This window comes from Bradyrhizobium sp. USDA 4486 (genome assembly GCF_054057995.1).
The window spans coordinates 372,053-387,397 of the sequence record NZ_JBSRZV010000001.1; the positions used below are offsets into that span (position 1 = coordinate 372,053).

Consider the following 15,345-nt stretch of genomic DNA (forward strand, 5'->3'; position numbering starts at 1 on the left):
AAACGCAGAATTCGAACTGCGTCTCATGCCTCGGCCAGTCCTGGGGCCGGGCAAGATCCTGTTCGAGCCGTCGTTTGCAACCTGCATCTCATTCTCCGTCGGGACCACGTCGGAGCGTCTCGACGGAGAAGGCAGGCTAAAGATCTACACTGGCAGCGACGTACCCTCGAATTTTCAGCTTAGTTGCTGTCTTCATGCGGACCTTGCAGAGAGGTGTCCGGATCCATTCGGCACGCCCTGAATCTCAAATACGGCACAACTTTCCCGATGCCCAAACGAAGGACCGCGGCGGCTCAACCAAGGAGCCGGCTGCGCCGAAACATGAAACCCGTCGGTGCGAACCTTCTGGCTACCTCCAACGCGCGGTTCTCGCAGCACTCCAGCGCAATCTTTTGGGAAAGCATAACATCTCCGACCGGCAGATTGCCTCGCGGCGTGAAACACAGGCCGCGCGTCGGGCGGCCCTTTTCGTCGATCTCGCAGACGTTGGTCGACGCGCCCGCGTAGATCCGATATTGCCTGCCAGTGTCGCCACCGATGACCTCGAAATAGCCCTTTCCCGCGAACTGTGCACGTTGGGCCGGCGATAGCCACGTCCGCAACAGCTGCAGCGAGCGGCCCTCCGGAGTTCTCTCGGCGCCGTGTCTGAAGAAGAGAGCCCGAATGGCTCTCGCCCGCCGACGTTCATGTCGGGGAGATGATCTGAAGCCCAACATGGCGCGGGCCGATCACCCGCCGACGAGCCTAGGGAAGAAGACGGCTTCTTCCGCGTTTGGGTCAAACGATCGCATTTGCGATACTTGACCCGGACCCGTCCGGACCGCCGCGGTGAAGCCGGCGTCGGTCAGTTCGTAAAACCGCCGCTCCGCCCTCGCGAGTTCTCGTGCGTCGTCTGGATTGAAAAAATGGCGGGTGTCACCGGTGCTGTCCATCACGATTTGGATCGCCATGATCGTCTTCCTCGGAATGATGATGGCTAAGGACTTGATTCAAGTATCTGCCCGAAGTCGCGAACTTTCAAGACAAGAAGGGGGCAGCGCAACGCCGGGCTTGCCGAAAGTGGGCTATGCCGGTGACCCCTGTAGACCCGGCATCAACAGTGAACCGATTGCCAGCGGTATTAAGTTCCGATCGTATATGAAATGGCGGTGGCTGTTGATGGTTGAGCGCTCTGAGCGGAGCGTGTGCCGGAGAACCAAGTAGGAACCAATCGAAGAAAGGAGATTTGGTTTACGCGATGCATTTCGAAGGGTTTTAACTATGGCGATCGATGCTTTTAGAGGGACAACGCCGCTGTTTCTTCCTGAACGTTTTTTCATCGGGCGGTTAGAAGGTTGGGCAGTGCTCGAAAGTCTAGTTGGTGGACTACTGAAGCGCGCAACGATTGCTGGTCACGGCGAACTAGATGCGGACACTGATACAGTGCTTTTCATCGAGGCATATACATTTGACGATGGTCATAGCGACACTCTGCATTGGACGATCCGAAAGGGCGAGGAAGGCAAGTACACGGGCCTGGAAAACCGACTGGAAGGTGAAGCCATTGGGGAGCAAGCCGGTTGCGCATTCCATTGGAAATACACGCGCGATACACCGCAAGGGGAGGGCAAATCGCTCAAGTTAAACTTCGACGATTGGTTTTATGGAATCGATGAACGAGCTTGCATAGTCCGCGGCCGTGCTGGCCGTGCTGGCATCCCGTTTGCGACGGCGCACGTTACTTACCACAAGCTTTAACTTCGCTGGTGTCCGCTACTGCCACGGGCGAGAGCGGGTGAGGGCCCCGGGGGAGATCGAACCGCGAGCGCATTGACAGCGCGCGAGACGCTTTCGTTCAATCCTACAAAAGTCGAGGAGGCTTGCGGATAACGCGGCCAACTTGCACGTCCGCATCTGATGCTGTGGACGGCTCCTCCACCGGCACGGGAGTGCCAAAGAGTGGGTGCCGTTTTAAGGCTCCCGCGATTCGGAGGAGCGGCCTATGCAGTCAATTTCGACGATTGGCCTTGATATTGCGAAGTCGGTCTTCCAAGTGCACGGCGTTGATGCAGCCGGCCAGGCGGTCGTACGCCGTCAGTTGAGGCGCAGCCACGTCTTGAACATTTTTCCAGAAATTGCCGCCATGCCTGGTGGGGATCGGAGCTTGCGCATCATCGCACCATTGGTTCCGTGAATTGCAGGCGTTGGGACATACGGTGCGATTGATGCCTCCGGCATATGTGAAGCCCTACGTCAAGAACGACGCTAGGGACGCGGAGGCGATCTGTGAAGCGGTGACGAGGCCCAACATGCGGTTCGTGCCGACCAAGACAGTCGAGCAACAGAGCTGTCTGATGCTTCACCGAGCGCGCCAACTCTTCATCCGCCAGCAGACCGCGATCATCAACTCCATCCGCGCCTATCTAGCCGAGTTCGGGATTGTCGCCCCTGTTGGGCGGCGAGGCGTCGAGCAGCTGCTGGAAGTCGTCGCCGATAAAGCCGAAGGCCGAGTCCCGGAGGTTGCCGGATGTGCCTTGCTGCTCTTGGCGGTCAGCGCGCGCTGAAAGGCCCAGATCCTGGAGTTCGACCGCCGCATCATCGCCTGGCATCGATCAAACACGACGAGCAAGCGGCCGGGCGCGATCCCTGGCGTCGGTCCGGCGCTGGCAACAGCGCTGGTCGCCAGCATTGTTGGAACAATAGGAACAAGCAGTCTACGCCTCGGGTTGGGCCCGAGTTAAGCACGATCATTCATTCTCTTGTAGGGGCGCTCTTGTAGGGGCGGAACCGTGGCCGAGGGCCGTCTCGATGACCGATATTATCCTGCATCACTACGAGATCTCTCCCTATTCGGAGAAAGTTCGGCTCGGTCTTGGTCTGAAAGGTTTGGCCTGGGGATCGGTGGTAATCCCCGTCACCATGCCAAAACCCGACCTGACGGCGCTGACCGGAGGCTACCGAAAGACGCCCGTGTTGCAGATCGGCGCAGACATATATTGCGACAGCCAGTTGATCATGCGCGAACTCGAGCGCCGGCATCCTAACCCGAGCTTTTATCCCGCCGGCCACGGCGCGGCCGATGCGCTTGCCTGGTGGGCCGAGAAGACAACGTTCAGCCCGGCTGCGAGCATCGTGTTCGCGAAGAGACCCGACGCGTTGCCCAAGGGATTTCTCGAAGACCGGGCCAAGTTCTCCGGCCGAAATATCGATCCCGCCGCGATGAAGGCGGCAATACCGAACTCGCTCGATCAGTTGCGCGCACATTTGGATTGGCTGAATCAAATGCTGACTGACGGGCGCTCATTCCTGCAGGGCTCTGCCCCTAGCCTTGCCGATCTCGCCGCCTACCATCCGGTTTGGTTCTTGCAGCAAAACTTCGGACCGTTGGCGGCGCCGCTCGACGGCTTTCCGAGCCTGCTGAATTGGACGGAGCGAATTGCCGCAATCGGCCACGGCAGGCCGAGCCCAATGACCTCGAAAAAAGCGCTCAACGCGGCGAAGGACGCTACGTCGATCGCCAGCGAAATTCCCGATCCACGAGAGCCGACCGGCTGGAAACCTGGTCAGACAGTGACCGTCACGCCGGATGACACCGGACGCGACCCGGTCGTCGGCGAGTTGGTCACCTCGGGCGTCCATGAGATCGTCATCCGACGCAGCGATCCCGCGGCCGGAGAGGTCTGTGTGCATTTCCCACGCGCCGGTTTTGTCGTGATGTCAGCCTGACTTGCCGATTGAGCCGCCGACGCAGTCCGAACTCGCTGTCAATCTCAAGACGGCGAAAGCACTCGGTCTCGCACTTTCGAGCGTGATCGCGCCCGCGCTGACGAGGTGATCGAGTAGCCGACTGACTTCCGGTTATCGCCCTGATGAGACCTGCGCGGCTCGTAATGGTTGCGCCGCAAAGCTTCTGTTTTGTCCGGTAGACGGCACCAGTCACGTCTGAGAGCGTTGCCGTAGAGAGAACGGCCCTGCGCTGAGCGAGGGACTATGATGCGAAATCAAATGATCAAGGTTGGGGAGGCGGAGCTCGAATGTACCTTGCACGGATCAGGAGAAGCGCTGGTCCTGTTGGCGAATGCAGCACTGGTTACTTCGATCCCCTTGCCCGCCGATTGGCTGCCGGCGGGCTGCAGATTATTGCCGTCAACATGCGCGGCGTCGGAAGCAGCACCGGACCCCTCGATGGCGTCTCGCTGCAAGATCTCGCCGCCGATGTGGCCGGCGTGATCGAGATGCTCGGCTGTGCTCCGGCCCACATCCTCGGTCATGCCTTCGGCAACAGGGTAGCCCGCTGCCTGGCGGCCGATCGTCCGGAATTGGTTCGCAGCCTGATCCTGCTCGCGGCCGGCGGGCTGATCGCATTGGCTACGCCCCTCGGCACGGCCTTTCGTAATGCCGGCGAGGCAAGACGTAGGGGACCAGAGTGCGCGGCGCTCGGCGCGCGGTGGCTGTCGCCGGCATCGGATCCCAATGTGCTGCAGCCCGTCGAGTGCTGGCCGCAGGTGCATATCGCGCAGATCGCGACGAGCCGCCAGACACCGCTGGAACACTGGTGGACTGGTGGAACCGCGCCGATGCTTGTGGTCCAAGGGCTCGATGACGACGCGGCGCCACCCGGTAATGGCCATGCGCTTCGCAAGACCTTGGGAAACCGGGTTACGGTCGTCGACATTCCGCAAGCCGGGCATTTCATGCTGCTAGAACAGCCGCAGCCAGTCTTCGATGCCGTCCACGATTTCATCACACGAATTGGCACGAGCAGGGCATGACCTGCTCAGCGAAGAACATTCTACCACGTGCTGTTCGCCCGCACCGGCTACCTCACGCAGCGGCTCCAAGTGGCGCAACGTGAGCTTACGCAAGGAAGAGCTGCTCACCAACCAATCCGGTCGTCAACTTTCGATCTGACCGCTGCCAAGGCACTCGGCCTCGCCGTGCCGGATAGGCTGCTCATCGCCGACGAGTTGACCGAATAAGTTCGCCTTGCTGCAACTGCTCGCGGCGGGTTATGGGCCCAAGGCCGACATGCAGCCTGGCAGCATCAACGTCCCTTCCGAGCACAAAGCGGACGACTTACAAGGGTTCCTTCACCTTAATCTAGGGATACATCCTAACGGGCAATAGCCGAAGATCGCTTCGCGCTGAAGAGTGAGGCCGCTGCTGCTGGGGGCCAAACGGAGTCGTCCGATGGGTGTCGCAGGCTGGCGCTTTGCGCATATGAAGCGAACGCTCCGCGTCCGGGCGGTCGCTATTGGCGTGCTGGAAGAGCTGCCGTTTATCTGCCCAGTGGCGGTCGTAATCGGCTCGCTGATCATGATCGGCATCACCCTCTACAAGGATTGGCTGCAGTGAGCTGCGTTACACGGCCGGAGCTGCTTTTACGATCTCAGTATTGAGATGTTCCGCTCGGTGGGCCGAGGACTATGCGTGTGTTGATCTCTTCCCTGTGGATTGCACGCGCAAAGTTCGACATTTGCAGCTTTCAGTCGTGCGCGCTCAAATCGAAGGTGCTTCTCTGTAGAGAAGGAGGGGCCGATCGATGACGCAGTTCAATTCTGTTTTGGTCGCGGTTGCTCTGGCGCTCACTGCCTACTTTGGCGTAGCCGCTTGGAAAGCCACTGCAGATGATCGCCGCGATCAGACTTTTATTCATACGATGGAACTACCTGCGGCGCTAACGCAACAGTAGCGGAGTAACGTGCATCGGCCATCATTTGTGAGAAGTCAGGGTATCCCAGCCCGGCTAGGATCCCAGCGATGGCTAGACGGAAACCGATCTTACCTATCGATGTTTTGCTGATAGTTGCGATCAACGTTGTCGTCGCGGTTGTGGTCTATTACTTGATCGTACTTTGGGGATTGATGGAGGGCTGAGGCAACAATCGGACAGCCGGGTGAGCCTGCCAACCTCAACGGACCGTGATCCGGCCACGGCCGGTTCCGCGCCTTCGCCTCGTCCCAAGGCGCGCGCATCCATACATCGCAAGCCTCGACAGCGCGGTGATAAAGTATTGAGAGTGCGGTTTGTGTTCAAACTGAGTTCGTCCGTACCTTGCTGTCCCGCAAGCGCCGAACGTAGTAGCCTTGTCTCTCAACGGCCAATCTAATCTCGTCGCTGACCCTAGAAACTCTTTTTTTGCTCTTCCGCCATTTGATCGATGGGTCAAGTGCCGGGATCGGAGAGCCTTTGCTTAAGACGAGGAAATCACGTTTACGATTGAAATAGATTTCAAACATCTTTACCCCCGGCCACTTACTCAATGCCTCGGATGCTGCACGGCCAATTGATGTGCAGCGCGGTAAAAATTGCCGCCGAAATTCAAATCCAGAAACGATCCGATGCAAGCCCGCCCCGCTGTGAATAGCGGGGATGATGCTGCGTAATTATTTCTCCAGTAAGATTTTATGCTTGTATGTTGTTCGCATGTCACGCCCACACACCAGTTCTCTTCTTGATGCATACGAACTCGAGATTGACGAGGTCGTCGCCGCTTGTGACGGTGACGTACGCGGCGCGCTTAGGGCATTGATGCTTGTTAATGAGCAGCTAGAGCAACGATTGGAGCGGATGAGCGCTCAATTGGATGATCAGTCAGAGAACCATCAGCCCCAGGGCGTGCTCCACTGACACAATCTTTCTTTGCGAGCCGGCGCGCGGTTGGGCGGATGCCTTAGCATATCACGGCGACCACTTCCGGCGCCTGTGTTGCGCTCGATGAGCGCCCGATAGTCGGAATGCACGTTGGGGGCATCGCTGTAGGAATTTGCCTACGCGCGGCCGAAATGGGTGGCCCCCGTGGAGAGTACACGGCGCCGTCGAAGCTCGATTAAAGTATTGATCGGGCTCCCAAGCAAGGCGACGCGCTGACGTAGTCGCGGCCAGCCTCGGCCGCCCAATTGAACAGAGCACTGGCCACCTTCCGCATGTTCCGCCCATTGCTGACCGAGGGCTTACCAAACTCGCCCGCGACAATGTCCTTCGAGAGCGTCGCGATGTCATTCTTGGTGACCTCTCGCGCCAGTTTCTTGCCAAGCCGGGCACCGAGAGAAGCGCCGCAGATGGCTGGCGGTTTTCTCCCGCGCCTCCAGCCGGGGCCGCCGCTCGCCGTCCGGCTGCGGACGGGCGTCTTCATCCAGTCGATCCGCTCCTCGATGATCTCGGAGACGGTCTTGCAGTTCTGCGCGGCCTTCGCCTTCTGGCCGCGGAAGGTCTCGGCAAGTGCCTTGGCTCCCATGCCCTTGAGACCATAAACCTTGCCGCGGGCGTCCTCGACGATGAAGGTCTCGGGGTGTAGACGCCCAGCCAACCGGTGCCTTGCTTGCTGGTCTGCCGGTCGGTGAATTTGAACGAGGAAGTGGCGATCGGCGGTGTTGCTGAGGTAAAGGCCGGCGCATTTACGCTCGTAGATTTTGGTGCGCCCGGTCACCCGCTTCTCGCACATGCGGTCAGTCAAGATGACGCTGCTCTTGCTGCCCCGCTTGCCAGCGGGGCGGCAATGGTAGTCTCCATGTGGTTTCGGCTCCTAAGCCTGAGACCAAAGGGCCGAAATTCGAGCTTGGTCCCGGCCCCGATTTGGCGAACACGCAAGGAACAGCCCGAAACAAGCCTAAGCAGAAAGTGCTTACTTAATTTCACGGTATTTCACCGAGGCCCGAAAGATAGTCGTGTGGCCCTTTCCGCCAGCAGTTTTTTGGGATTGTGGAAATGGATATAAGCTCTTGTAAATAAGTATTTTTTTCTTGATTTTTCGAGGTGGCAGACCGGCCCTGCGGAAACTCGCCGGGCCCTATTAGGCCCTATTTGAATGGCGGGCGCGCGACTGCCTTGCAATCCCCCGGGGTAGCCGAAGTGCTGCGTTGCCGCGGGGCGCCTGTGGCTCAGTTGTTCGTTCGGAACGCGGCCCAATCTGACCAGTTTGCAATCTGCACCGTCGCTGTAGGACGAGGCCCCAGGAATGCCCCGAGCTAAAGCGCATGCCGCCGCCATCCTGCGGGAATATCACAAAGCCGAGGCCGAATTGATCGGCAAGGCAGTCGTGCTCACGGACGGCAAGGCGGGGACCGTCGAGGATTACATTTGGACGAGGCGCACGGTTTGCGTCTTTCCGTGGCTGGCCATCCCGGCAAATGGCCCGTCTCGACAATCAAGCTGGTGGAGAAGTGACGGGCCTGCCGACGCCATCTTGTGGACGCCCCGCCACTGCTAGCCTCCATAAGGTCAGTCACCAAGATGCCTGCTAAAATGGCGATGCCAGAATGCCCAAGGTGGGCCGGTATCCGACCTATGGCATTCGGCATATGGGCTTGGCCGAGTGAAGATCAAAAAATTCGCGATCGATTGGCGAAGAGATCAGCTGGGTACCCCGGCCTCTCTGTTTCTGGCGCAAGAGGTACTTTATGTCTTTTGACCCGATGGCCGCTGCCGTCGATTGGCTGGATGCCTACCGCGCGGGCGATATCGAAACGCTACTCGAAATGTACGCCGAAGATGCCGTGATCTATTGCGATTGTAACCAATTGGCGATCTCCGGCAGAGAAAACCTGCGTGGCTACTGGGTTATCCATCTGCAGGAAAACCCAGCTGCCGAGCTGGATAATCTTCAGCCCTCGCACGGTGGCGCAATGATCTCGTACGTCAGCGGGGAAAACGTAGTGCAGGCGGTCTTGGACTTTAATGGCGCCGGGAAAATCAGGACACTGAGCTGCGGCCCGCGACAGCACGCCCAGTCCAGCTCCTGCCAAGGCGCGGTCTGCTAAGGGTCACGATCAGGTATCCTGGACTTGCCTGCTTGGTCCCTCATTTGCGCCAAAAGCGAACGCTCGGACTTATGATGGGGTGGACGCCCCGCCGACGGCATCGATGTGCCAAAGCGGAGGTGTTTAGCACCACTTAAGGGAGGCGTCCGTGTTGCAGGTTAGCGCAATCGGTCTGGATATCGCCAAACATGTTTTCCACGTTCATGGAGCGGACGGGAAAGGACGGGCAGTATTCAGCAAAACGGATCAGCCGAGGAAAGCTCTTGGATTTCTTCGCAGCTCAGCCGAGTTGATGTGGCAGAGCCCGACAGCTCACGCAGCTTGGCCATCAGGTTCGGCTGATCCATCCGCTTATGTAAAACCGTTTGTAAAGCGGCAAAAGAACGACGCGATCGATGCCGAGGCGATCTGCGAAGCTGCGCAGCGGCCGAGCATGCGGTTCGTTGCCGCGAAGAGTGAGGGAGCAACAGGCTGCGGGTCTGGTGTTTCGAACCCGGGACCTGTTGGTGCGGCAGCGAACTCAGCTCATGAACGCGATCCGAGGACACCTCACGGAATATGGTGGATAGCGCCCAAGGGTCCATCGCATTTGGCGACGCTTGCCGACCTCATCGAGGGAGAAGCGATGGCCAGCTCCCTTCCCGAAGCGGCTCGTGTGATGCTAGCCCTTCTGGCGAGTTGAATGGCAAGATCGTGGATCTTGACAAGGAGATCGCGCGACGTGCTCGCGAGGACGAGGTATCGCGCAGCTGATGACCATTCCTGGCATCGGCCCGATCTCCGCCACTGCGATCGCCGCCCTAGCACCGCCGGCCGAGACCTTTGCCAAGGGCCGCGACTTTGCCGCCTGGTTGGGTCTCACGCCTCTTCAAGATGGGAGAGCGAACGCTTACACGCTAAAAGGCACCGCAGCGCGATCCTTGCTCGCGGGGGAACTTCCGGACCTGCTTCACCGGTCGAGCCGAGTTGTCTCGGTGAAGAGCACATCAGATCAGAGCGTTTCCACAAGAAAGCACGAGTATGATCCCCGGAGCGCGCGCCCAGGCTCGCATGGTCCTGTTGGCAGCTCTGAGAACCGAGGGCCGAAGGATTTGAATTGCATCGCGGATAGTTGCGACGATTGGTTGGCGGCCCATCCGTCCGCGCAGTCGGCAACGCGTAGTGCACGCACGATCGTTTCGGGATTGGGAAGCGCTCTCTTATCTTCCAAAAGGCTCCAGGTGAGACGCTTGAGATCAAATGTCTCCTGGTCAATTTGGGTGAACGATCCGGAAGCCGTGATGCTTGCGTGATCCGTCATGTCGTAAAAGATAAGACCATCGTCTGTCGCCACCATGTCGCCGTGACAGGCCAGATCAACGAAGAACAGTTGGTCCACTCCCCATCTGATCGACTGGTAGTTTCGCATCAGGCAGCCGGCTTTGACGACCTTGCCGTTGACCAGCAGTGTCGAAGGGACCATCCGCAGCAACCGGGTCTTCCCCGCCAAATAGAGATCCGCTAGGCACTGCTGACTTGAATAACAGTAAATCTCGCCTCCTCGTCGGTACCTTATGCCGTTGTCCTGAACGAGATGGCATGTGGAGGTCATAAATGCTGCGGCTGGGTAAGCCCTCGCAAGCTTCGCGAAAGTTGTGAGCGCTCCTGGCGCTAGCCAGTCGTCATCATGCAACAATTTGATCCAGGGGCCGCGACACGTAAGCATCGCGTTGTTCGTGTTCTCGACCTGACCACGGCCTCTGCGATTTTCGATAACTCGGATGCGCGGCTCCTTGTGGGCATACTCGCACGAAATATGCCAACTCTCGCCCGCCGGCCCTTCGTCATCGCTTATAACCAATTCCCAATCGGAGAAGTCCTGCTGCAGCACGCTTTCGACCGCGCGGCGCAGCATGTCTGGACGGCGGAAGGTTGGTATCGCGACCGAAATGAATGGCCGGAAGTCCGAGCCTTGGGAGCTGCCGCGCCGCTTGGCCTGCAACCTGTCCATTCGGTAGCTCCTCACTAAGAAGCGATTGCTCAAGATCGTCCTCGCGTCCGATCGAAACTGATCGCAGTCAAAGTAGACCATCCTCGCGCTGAGTAAGCCGAGTTGGCCGGACGCTGGACACCGAGGGGCACATCGTCATCGTCCATTTGCATGACGGTGGCGCGGCCGCGATGTTTTGAAGCGGACCACACCGAGAAAACGCTTCACACATGTTAATGTCGATGCAACCAGCATAGGGAAAACCTGGCAAGGCTGGCTTTGGTTGGTGTCACTGGGCTTCGCGAATAGGTAAGAAGTTCAGTCCTTGCACCGGGAAAATCTGGCATGTCGTCTCGGCCGGGCGGAGTTGAGGCACTACGCTTTCGTCTCGCAAAAAGCGGCCCCACTCAGGGGGGCTGAGGTGGGGCCGTCACTACGCCGGGACAGCCAATGGGGATTAACTGGCCCATGGCCCAACGTGCACCGGGCTCGGGCGTTCTCGCGATATGGCATCCGATGTATGGGGGCGGTGCGAGCGGCTTGCATTGGAACTTGGAACTAATTCCAAGCACGTCGCACCGCCTCGTCCCAAAAAGCGGCCCCAACTCGCTGGCGGGCAAAGTTGGGGCAGAGAAAGCTGTTCGAAGGGCATGATGCTGGCCCAGCCCCCAGCATCAAGCTGCCCAGCTCCCAACATGCATCCGGCTAGGGCAGTCTGGCGATATGGCAATCGACGTATGGGGTGGCACGACTGGCCACCCTCCTGCTAGGTCCATCGGGAACGGCTCATGCGTTTGCGGCGTAAAAAGTTGTCCGGCGGCGGATTGTCCCTGAGCACCTGGGCGCCTTGTTCGCTACCTCGCGTGCGCGCTCGTTTGCTTCGGAGCCGCACTTCTCTGCGTAATAGATGTGATGCTACCGCGCTTGTCGGCCATGGCCACGCTCTCCAGCGGCACGGAGAGGACGCCGAACAAGTGTCACAGCAGCGAGCCGGACTACTCGGAAAGTCGGGATAAGTACGCAGCCTGAGATCGCTGATGCCGGCCAGCGACGGGCGTACTTGATAAGCTACAGAGGCGTTACCTGACGGAGCGCGCGCCATCGGGTCCTTCGAGCGACGCCCCCCTCGCGAGGGACGCGCGACGGCGACGTTTGTGTATATTTGTCATTTTGCATTTTGGATTTTGTTTCCTATCGAGTTGGTACATTGGCTGATGGCGCTGATGGCGTATGAGCCGGATCGAGACTGGTCTTTATCGCGGCGGTGATCGCCGGTCTGGCTGCCAAGTTCACGCTGCCGAGCTGAACGGAGCTGGACAAGAACGGAGAGGCCGTGGAAAAAGGCTCATTGAAAATCATGCTTATGAGCGGACTGCTGCTCGTGGCGACCGATGCCAGTGCCGTCGAAATGCCCTCGATGTTTCACGGTCGATGGTGCGGCGAGCGGCACCGGCTGAAGCACTGCACGAAGGACGAGGACGGCATCCACGTCACGGCGCGCGGCTTCCAGCATGAGGCGGGCGAGCTTGGGTGCCGCCTCATTGGGCTGTCGCCGCAGCGACCGACGCGGGGCGATGTCGAGTATCGCGCGACGTTCGTCTGCGGCGGTGAGAAGATGCAGCACGATCACCGTGAATACTACCGCATCGGGTTCTACGATGAGGACCGCAACGACGGTCTTTTCATGTTTGAGACCGACAGGACATTCAGGAAGGACAAATGATAACCGCGCCACGGGGGAGCTGGAGGCGGCGAAGGATCGGAAACGAACTGCCTAACATGAGGCAGTTGGCGAGACGGGGCGCGGCCAAATCCGCGAAGTTTGCATTTCAGCGGCTTGCCGTCGGCGAGTGAGCGCAGGTATGAAGCGCCTTCGCGCCCACAACTGCCATTGCCGCAGGGCAGATAAACGGCCGCTCTTCCAACAGGCTGACAAGGGCCGCTCGAACACGGGACGATCGTCTCAGTTGCGCGAAGCGCAAACCTGCCGCACCCATCGGACATCTCCGTTTGGCTCCCAGCAGCAGCGGTCTGATATTCAGCGCGAAAGGGCCGAGCTATTGCCAGTTCGGGTGTTCCCTAGATCAACGTGAAGGAACCCTTAGCTCCTGGGGGCGCGCGTTACCGCCAGAATGATCCGCGGCGATTGCCGTCGTGATAAGCCACGCGTCTTTGATTGGACCCGCGCACACCGGGGTTGTTCATGTGATCCGAGGCTATTGCTTGCTAGGGATATCGCCGCAGGTGGAACTGGATGATGCTCGGGCTGGAAAGCAACCGCGTGATCGGCCTGCGCATGGCGAAGCTGATGCGCGGCGGCAAAGCCGCTCAACGTGAAGCCCAACTGATGGTGAGCGAGAAAATCTTTTCGGCGGCGCAGGCCGGTAAAAGCCTCATCGCTGGAGCATCCGGTGACAAGATTGTTGCGCAGTATCGAAGAAAGGTGGCAGCCAACGCCAAACGGCTCGGCCGCAAACAAACACGTCGCAAGCGAAAATCGCGCTGATTCTTCGGCAGGGCTTACTCGCGGGGGCGATCGGCTTACCGCATTTCTATAGTTCTTTGATCGCCAGAGCCGATATCTCTGCGGGGTCACCGACATCGGTTTGCGGTGATCTTCTTGGCGATCATTTCCGTTAGCGGGTCGTCGCGATCCTTCACGCAGAGCGCATGCAGCGCTTGCTCGTAAGCTGCGGTGATCGAGCTAATCTCTTCCGGCCTCATGCCAGAGTTTTGTAGTAGCCGGTAAATAGCCATGTCACTGCTCCTCGACTCGCAATGAGCAAGATGGCAACGGCCGCCATGTCATCCTCGTCTCGCTCAGGCAGCGAAAGCATCGCGTAAATGCTGGCGAAGGAAGGTGTCGGGCGCTGGCGTCTTTAGTATTTCCCGAGAGTTTGCCACTGTCTCACGCGTACGCGCGCAGATTTCCATGATCTCGGAAGAGCCAGCTCTGATAGTGCTGATATCGCTGTGTGCCAGCATCCGATCCCCCTCATTGTGCAGGCGGGAGCGCAATCGGTCTCTCAACCACCGACGCCTACGGGCGGTGCCTCGGCCGGTGAGGCGAATAACAATAGGACCGAACCGAGTAGGTTCCTAGAAGAAAGATCAGTCTGTTTTACCGAATTGTGCGGACGGGGATTGTGCCTCGCAACGCCCACGCGGATTTACCTATGACAACAAATTTGGTCTTGCAGGACCTGAGCAAGTCCGATGCGCGTTGTGAGCGCAGCAGCGCGGAAGTGCCGGGCAACGAAGCCCACGAAGCCAAGGGTGGCCGCCATGGTCGAGGTCCCTGCAACCCACTTCGCCTCTGACCATTCCCCAGACCCAGAGCAATGCCGAGCGATCCGCAAGGAGATTGGCGAGCGGCTTCGTGGCGCCCTCGCGGAAGATGCAGAGCCGCTACCGTTGCGACTGGAAGGCTTGGTCGAGCGGCTTGCCGAGTTGGACGGCGGCGAGCCCTCAATCGCTTCTAACGGCGGGGACGCGTCTGCATCCCGGCCAGTCCGGAAGCATCTGAGGCGTCTAGTGGCCTTTTGGCGGTTCCCATAGGCCGCCAAACCGGATGCGGGTTCAGAACTGAACCTGCAAGCGCCGATATGCCGGATGCTTCGCGTTCTTCACCCACTCAAAGGGTACTAGGCGAACGGCTCAGGCTGAACGGCGGGAATTTCCATGCGGATGGTGCTTGAAGAAGAGATCAAGCTTCACAGGTTCACCGGTATCTCGCCAGAATAATTTTTTGGCCATGCTTCCTGCCACCGCCAGGCGATGGTGGCCTCCGAGCAGAATATGATCATCCGTTGCTATGGCGATGACCTCGCTAGTTTCATCAACGATGACTTTCATGCGGCGCCTCCAATGCAGCGCGCGTCCGTTAGCGCAGCGCGATGATACGCAAAAAGTAAACCTTATGTCGGTCTCCGCGTTCCAACCCTGAAGATCACGGCTTGCGTAAGCCACTCCGCGCCGAAGTTCTGTGCGAGTTGGTACAAAACGAAAGCGCGACATCAAAAACTGCAAAAATCCTCCCACGGCGCGGTCGCGCGTACCCCGCAAAGGGAGCGATCCTTTTGGGGACTCGGCCGCGCGGAGGGGGGGCACTTTCGACGGTCCAGCTCCGTTCTCTTTGGAGCGCGATCGTGCTCCGCCCACGCTGGCGCGCGTCGCGTCATCGCGCATCGAGCGCGGCATCGTCATCGACCCGCGTCACGATCTTGGGCAAATCCGTCACAGCGAATGATTTGGATCTGCGTCACATGGCGGCAGGCGGCGCGCACCGGGATCTGACGGCATTGCGTCGTCACTGACGATGCGTTCGCTTGTGACGCACTGCGGGCTTTCCGCCTTTTCCGGCATAGTACGGATTGACCACGCAGGATGCCGCGCGGCCCGATGCGGAGGCCTGACACTGGGCCATATTGGTGTAGGCGCACTCGAAATAGTAATCCATGAAGCCGCCCGTATAGATTTGGAGGCAGATCGGGTAGGCGGGATCGTAGGTCTGCGCTTGCGCGGATGTGGCGGTGGAGACTGCGCCGCTCACGAGAATCGCAAGGACTGGAAGGCGCATCGGAACACTCCTCAATCAGGCCAGGACGTTAGCTGTCCTCGCGGAAGAGGTGACACCG

Annotated in this window: 19 protein-coding genes and 2 pseudogenes; 14 read left to right on the forward strand and 7 right to left on the reverse strand. The window is 59.2% G+C overall.

Translation table 11 applies throughout. The features are described 5' to 3' along the window. Positions 1–293: 293 nt before the first annotated feature. Both ACVWY3_RS01755 and ACVWY3_RS01760 read right to left on the reverse strand, forming a co-directional pair. Positions 294–716 carry a hypothetical protein gene (locus ACVWY3_RS01755; RefSeq protein WP_456836912.1) on the reverse strand — a complete coding sequence of 141 codons (423 nt, stop codon included), beginning with the start codon at positions 714–716 and terminating at the stop codon, positions 294–296. 12 nt (positions 717–728) lie between these two features. Continuing rightward, positions 729–950: a hypothetical protein gene (locus ACVWY3_RS01760; protein WP_456836913.1), complete on the reverse strand. Its 222-nt coding sequence runs from the start codon at positions 948–950 to the stop codon at positions 729–731. Positions 951–1,260: 310 nt separating this feature from the next. Here ACVWY3_RS01760 and ACVWY3_RS01765 point away from each other — a divergent pair, with 310 nt between their 5' ends. From ACVWY3_RS01765 to ACVWY3_RS01800, 8 genes are all read left to right on the forward strand, one after another. Then, a complete protein-coding gene (locus tag ACVWY3_RS01765) occupies positions 1,261–1,737 on the forward strand; it encodes a DUF3833 family protein (protein WP_456836914.1) in 477 nt (158 codons plus the stop codon). A 244-nt stretch (positions 1,738–1,981) separates the two neighbouring features. Further along, positions 1,982–2,173 carry a hypothetical protein gene (locus ACVWY3_RS01770; RefSeq protein WP_456843570.1) on the forward strand — a complete coding sequence of 64 codons (192 nt, stop codon included), beginning with the start codon at positions 1,982–1,984 and terminating at the stop codon, positions 2,171–2,173. After that, positions 2,130–2,543: an IS110 family transposase gene (locus ACVWY3_RS01775; RefSeq protein WP_456843263.1), complete on the forward strand. Its 414-nt coding sequence runs from the start codon at positions 2,130–2,132 to the stop codon at positions 2,541–2,543. The genes ACVWY3_RS01770 and ACVWY3_RS01775 overlap by 44 nt, the downstream gene beginning before the upstream one ends. Positions 2,544–2,787: 244 nt before the next feature. Beyond that, entirely contained in the window at positions 2,788–3,705 is a 918-nt protein-coding gene (locus ACVWY3_RS01780; RefSeq protein WP_456836915.1) for a glutathione S-transferase family protein, read from the forward strand. A gap of 308 nt (positions 3,706–4,013) precedes the next feature. Continuing rightward, the gene (locus tag ACVWY3_RS01785) at positions 4,014–4,751 is read left to right on the forward strand and encodes an alpha/beta fold hydrolase (RefSeq protein ID WP_456836916.1); all 738 of its coding nucleotides are present in this window, start codon (positions 4,014–4,016) and stop codon (positions 4,749–4,751) included. A 418-nt stretch (positions 4,752–5,169) separates the two neighbouring features. Then, positions 5,170–5,334: a hypothetical protein gene (locus ACVWY3_RS01790; RefSeq protein ID WP_456836917.1), complete on the forward strand. Its 165-nt coding sequence runs from the start codon at positions 5,170–5,172 to the stop codon at positions 5,332–5,334. A 187-nt stretch (positions 5,335–5,521) separates the two neighbouring features. Next, a complete protein-coding gene (locus tag ACVWY3_RS01795) occupies positions 5,522–5,671 on the forward strand; it encodes a hypothetical protein (protein ID WP_456836918.1) in 150 nt (49 codons plus the stop codon). A 681-nt stretch (positions 5,672–6,352) separates the two neighbouring features. Further along, on the forward strand, positions 6,353–6,610 hold the full coding sequence (locus ACVWY3_RS01800; RefSeq protein WP_456836919.1) for a hypothetical protein: 258 nt from the start codon (positions 6,353–6,355) through the stop codon (positions 6,608–6,610). A gap of 199 nt (positions 6,611–6,809) precedes the next feature. On the opposite strand, the gene ACVWY3_RS01805 is transcribed toward ACVWY3_RS01800, so the two are convergent. Continuing rightward, positions 6,810–7,409, reverse strand: coding sequence for a hypothetical protein (locus tag ACVWY3_RS01805; protein ID WP_456836920.1), 600 nt, complete (start codon positions 7,407–7,409; stop codon positions 6,810–6,812). A 528-nt stretch (positions 7,410–7,937) separates the two neighbouring features. Between ACVWY3_RS01805 and ACVWY3_RS01810 the strand changes: the two are divergent. The 4 genes and pseudogenes from ACVWY3_RS01810 to ACVWY3_RS01825 all read left to right on the forward strand — a co-directional run. Beyond that, a pseudogene (locus ACVWY3_RS01810) lies at positions 7,938–8,146 on the forward strand (PRC-barrel domain containing protein). A gap of 233 nt (positions 8,147–8,379) precedes the next feature. Beyond that, positions 8,380–8,739 (forward strand): nuclear transport factor 2 family protein, encoded by a 360-nt coding sequence (locus ACVWY3_RS01815; protein ID WP_456836921.1) that lies wholly within the window; start codon positions 8,380–8,382, stop codon positions 8,737–8,739. 148 nt (positions 8,740–8,887) lie between these two features. After that, positions 8,888–9,421: a hypothetical protein gene (locus tag ACVWY3_RS01820; protein WP_456836922.1), complete on the forward strand. Its 534-nt coding sequence runs from the start codon at positions 8,888–8,890 to the stop codon at positions 9,419–9,421. A 70-nt stretch (positions 9,422–9,491) separates the two neighbouring features. Further along, a pseudogene (locus tag ACVWY3_RS01825) lies at positions 9,492–9,551 on the forward strand (hypothetical protein); the annotation flags it as partial. 179 nt (positions 9,552–9,730) lie between these two features. On the opposite strand, the gene ACVWY3_RS01830 reads toward ACVWY3_RS01825, so the two are convergent. Then, on the reverse strand, positions 9,731–10,729 hold the full coding sequence (locus ACVWY3_RS01830) for a glycosyltransferase family 2 protein (protein ID WP_456836923.1): 999 nt from the start codon (positions 10,727–10,729) through the stop codon (positions 9,731–9,733). A 1,327-nt stretch (positions 10,730–12,056) separates the two neighbouring features. On the opposite strand from ACVWY3_RS01830, the gene ACVWY3_RS01835 reads away from it, so the two are divergent. Then, on the forward strand, positions 12,057–12,431 hold the full coding sequence (locus ACVWY3_RS01835; protein ID WP_456836924.1) for a hypothetical protein: 375 nt from the start codon (positions 12,057–12,059) through the stop codon (positions 12,429–12,431). Between the two features lie 531 nt (positions 12,432–12,962). Beyond that, positions 12,963–13,214 carry a hypothetical protein gene (locus ACVWY3_RS01840; RefSeq protein WP_456836925.1) on the forward strand — a complete coding sequence of 84 codons (252 nt, stop codon included), beginning with the start codon at positions 12,963–12,965 and terminating at the stop codon, positions 13,212–13,214. An 86-nt stretch (positions 13,215–13,300) separates the two neighbouring features. On the opposite strand, the gene ACVWY3_RS01845 is transcribed toward ACVWY3_RS01840, so the two are convergent. The 3 genes from ACVWY3_RS01845 to ACVWY3_RS01855 form a co-directional block, all read right to left on the reverse strand. Then, positions 13,301–13,465 carry a hypothetical protein gene (locus ACVWY3_RS01845; RefSeq protein ID WP_456836926.1) on the reverse strand — a complete coding sequence of 55 codons (165 nt, stop codon included), beginning with the start codon at positions 13,463–13,465 and terminating at the stop codon, positions 13,301–13,303. Positions 13,466–14,365: 900 nt separating this feature from the next. After that, positions 14,366–14,563 carry a hypothetical protein gene (locus tag ACVWY3_RS01850; RefSeq protein ID WP_456836927.1) on the reverse strand — a complete coding sequence of 66 codons (198 nt, stop codon included), beginning with the start codon at positions 14,561–14,563 and terminating at the stop codon, positions 14,366–14,368. 454 nt (positions 14,564–15,017) lie between these two features. After that, the gene (locus tag ACVWY3_RS01855) at positions 15,018–15,287 is read right to left on the reverse strand and encodes a DUF3551 domain-containing protein (RefSeq protein ID WP_456836928.1); all 270 of its coding nucleotides are present in this window, start codon (positions 15,285–15,287) and stop codon (positions 15,018–15,020) included. Between the last annotated feature and the right edge of the window lie 58 nt (positions 15,288–15,345).

Excerpts from the sequence above, each read along its gene's own strand:
- ACVWY3_RS01755 (WP_456836912.1), bottom strand. The coding sequence starts at position 716 with ATGTTGGGCTTCAGATCATCTCCCCGACATGAACGTCGGCGGGCGAGA.
- ACVWY3_RS01760 (WP_456836913.1), bottom strand. The coding sequence starts at position 950 with ATGGCGATCCAAATCGTGATGGACAGCACCGGTGACACCCGCCATTTT.
- ACVWY3_RS01765 (WP_456836914.1), top strand. The coding sequence starts at position 1,261 with ATGGCGATCGATGCTTTTAGAGGGACAACGCCGCTGTTTCTTCCTGAA.
- ACVWY3_RS01770 (WP_456843570.1), top strand. The coding sequence starts at position 1,982 with ATGCAGTCAATTTCGACGATTGGCCTTGATATTGCGAAGTCGGTCTTC.
- ACVWY3_RS01780 (WP_456836915.1), top strand. The coding sequence starts at position 2,788 with ATGACCGATATTATCCTGCATCACTACGAGATCTCTCCCTATTCGGAG.
- ACVWY3_RS01785 (WP_456836916.1), top strand. The coding sequence starts at position 4,014 with ATGTACCTTGCACGGATCAGGAGAAGCGCTGGTCCTGTTGGCGAATGC.
- ACVWY3_RS01790 (WP_456836917.1), top strand. The coding sequence starts at position 5,170 with ATGGGTGTCGCAGGCTGGCGCTTTGCGCATATGAAGCGAACGCTCCGC.
- ACVWY3_RS01795 (WP_456836918.1), top strand. The coding sequence starts at position 5,522 with ATGACGCAGTTCAATTCTGTTTTGGTCGCGGTTGCTCTGGCGCTCACT.
- ACVWY3_RS01800 (WP_456836919.1), top strand. The coding sequence starts at position 6,353 with ATGATGCTGCGTAATTATTTCTCCAGTAAGATTTTATGCTTGTATGTT.
- ACVWY3_RS01815 (WP_456836921.1), top strand. The coding sequence starts at position 8,380 with ATGTCTTTTGACCCGATGGCCGCTGCCGTCGATTGGCTGGATGCCTAC.
- ACVWY3_RS01830 (WP_456836923.1), bottom strand. The coding sequence starts at position 10,729 with ATGGACAGGTTGCAGGCCAAGCGGCGCGGCAGCTCCCAAGGCTCGGAC.
- ACVWY3_RS01840 (WP_456836925.1), top strand. The coding sequence starts at position 12,963 with ATGATGCTCGGGCTGGAAAGCAACCGCGTGATCGGCCTGCGCATGGCG.
- ACVWY3_RS01845 (WP_456836926.1), bottom strand. The coding sequence starts at position 13,465 with ATGGCTATTTACCGGCTACTACAAAACTCTGGCATGAGGCCGGAAGAG.
- ACVWY3_RS01850 (WP_456836927.1), bottom strand. The coding sequence starts at position 14,563 with ATGAAAGTCATCGTTGATGAAACTAGCGAGGTCATCGCCATAGCAACG.
- ACVWY3_RS01855 (WP_456836928.1), bottom strand. The coding sequence starts at position 15,287 with ATGCGCCTTCCAGTCCTTGCGATTCTCGTGAGCGGCGCAGTCTCCACC.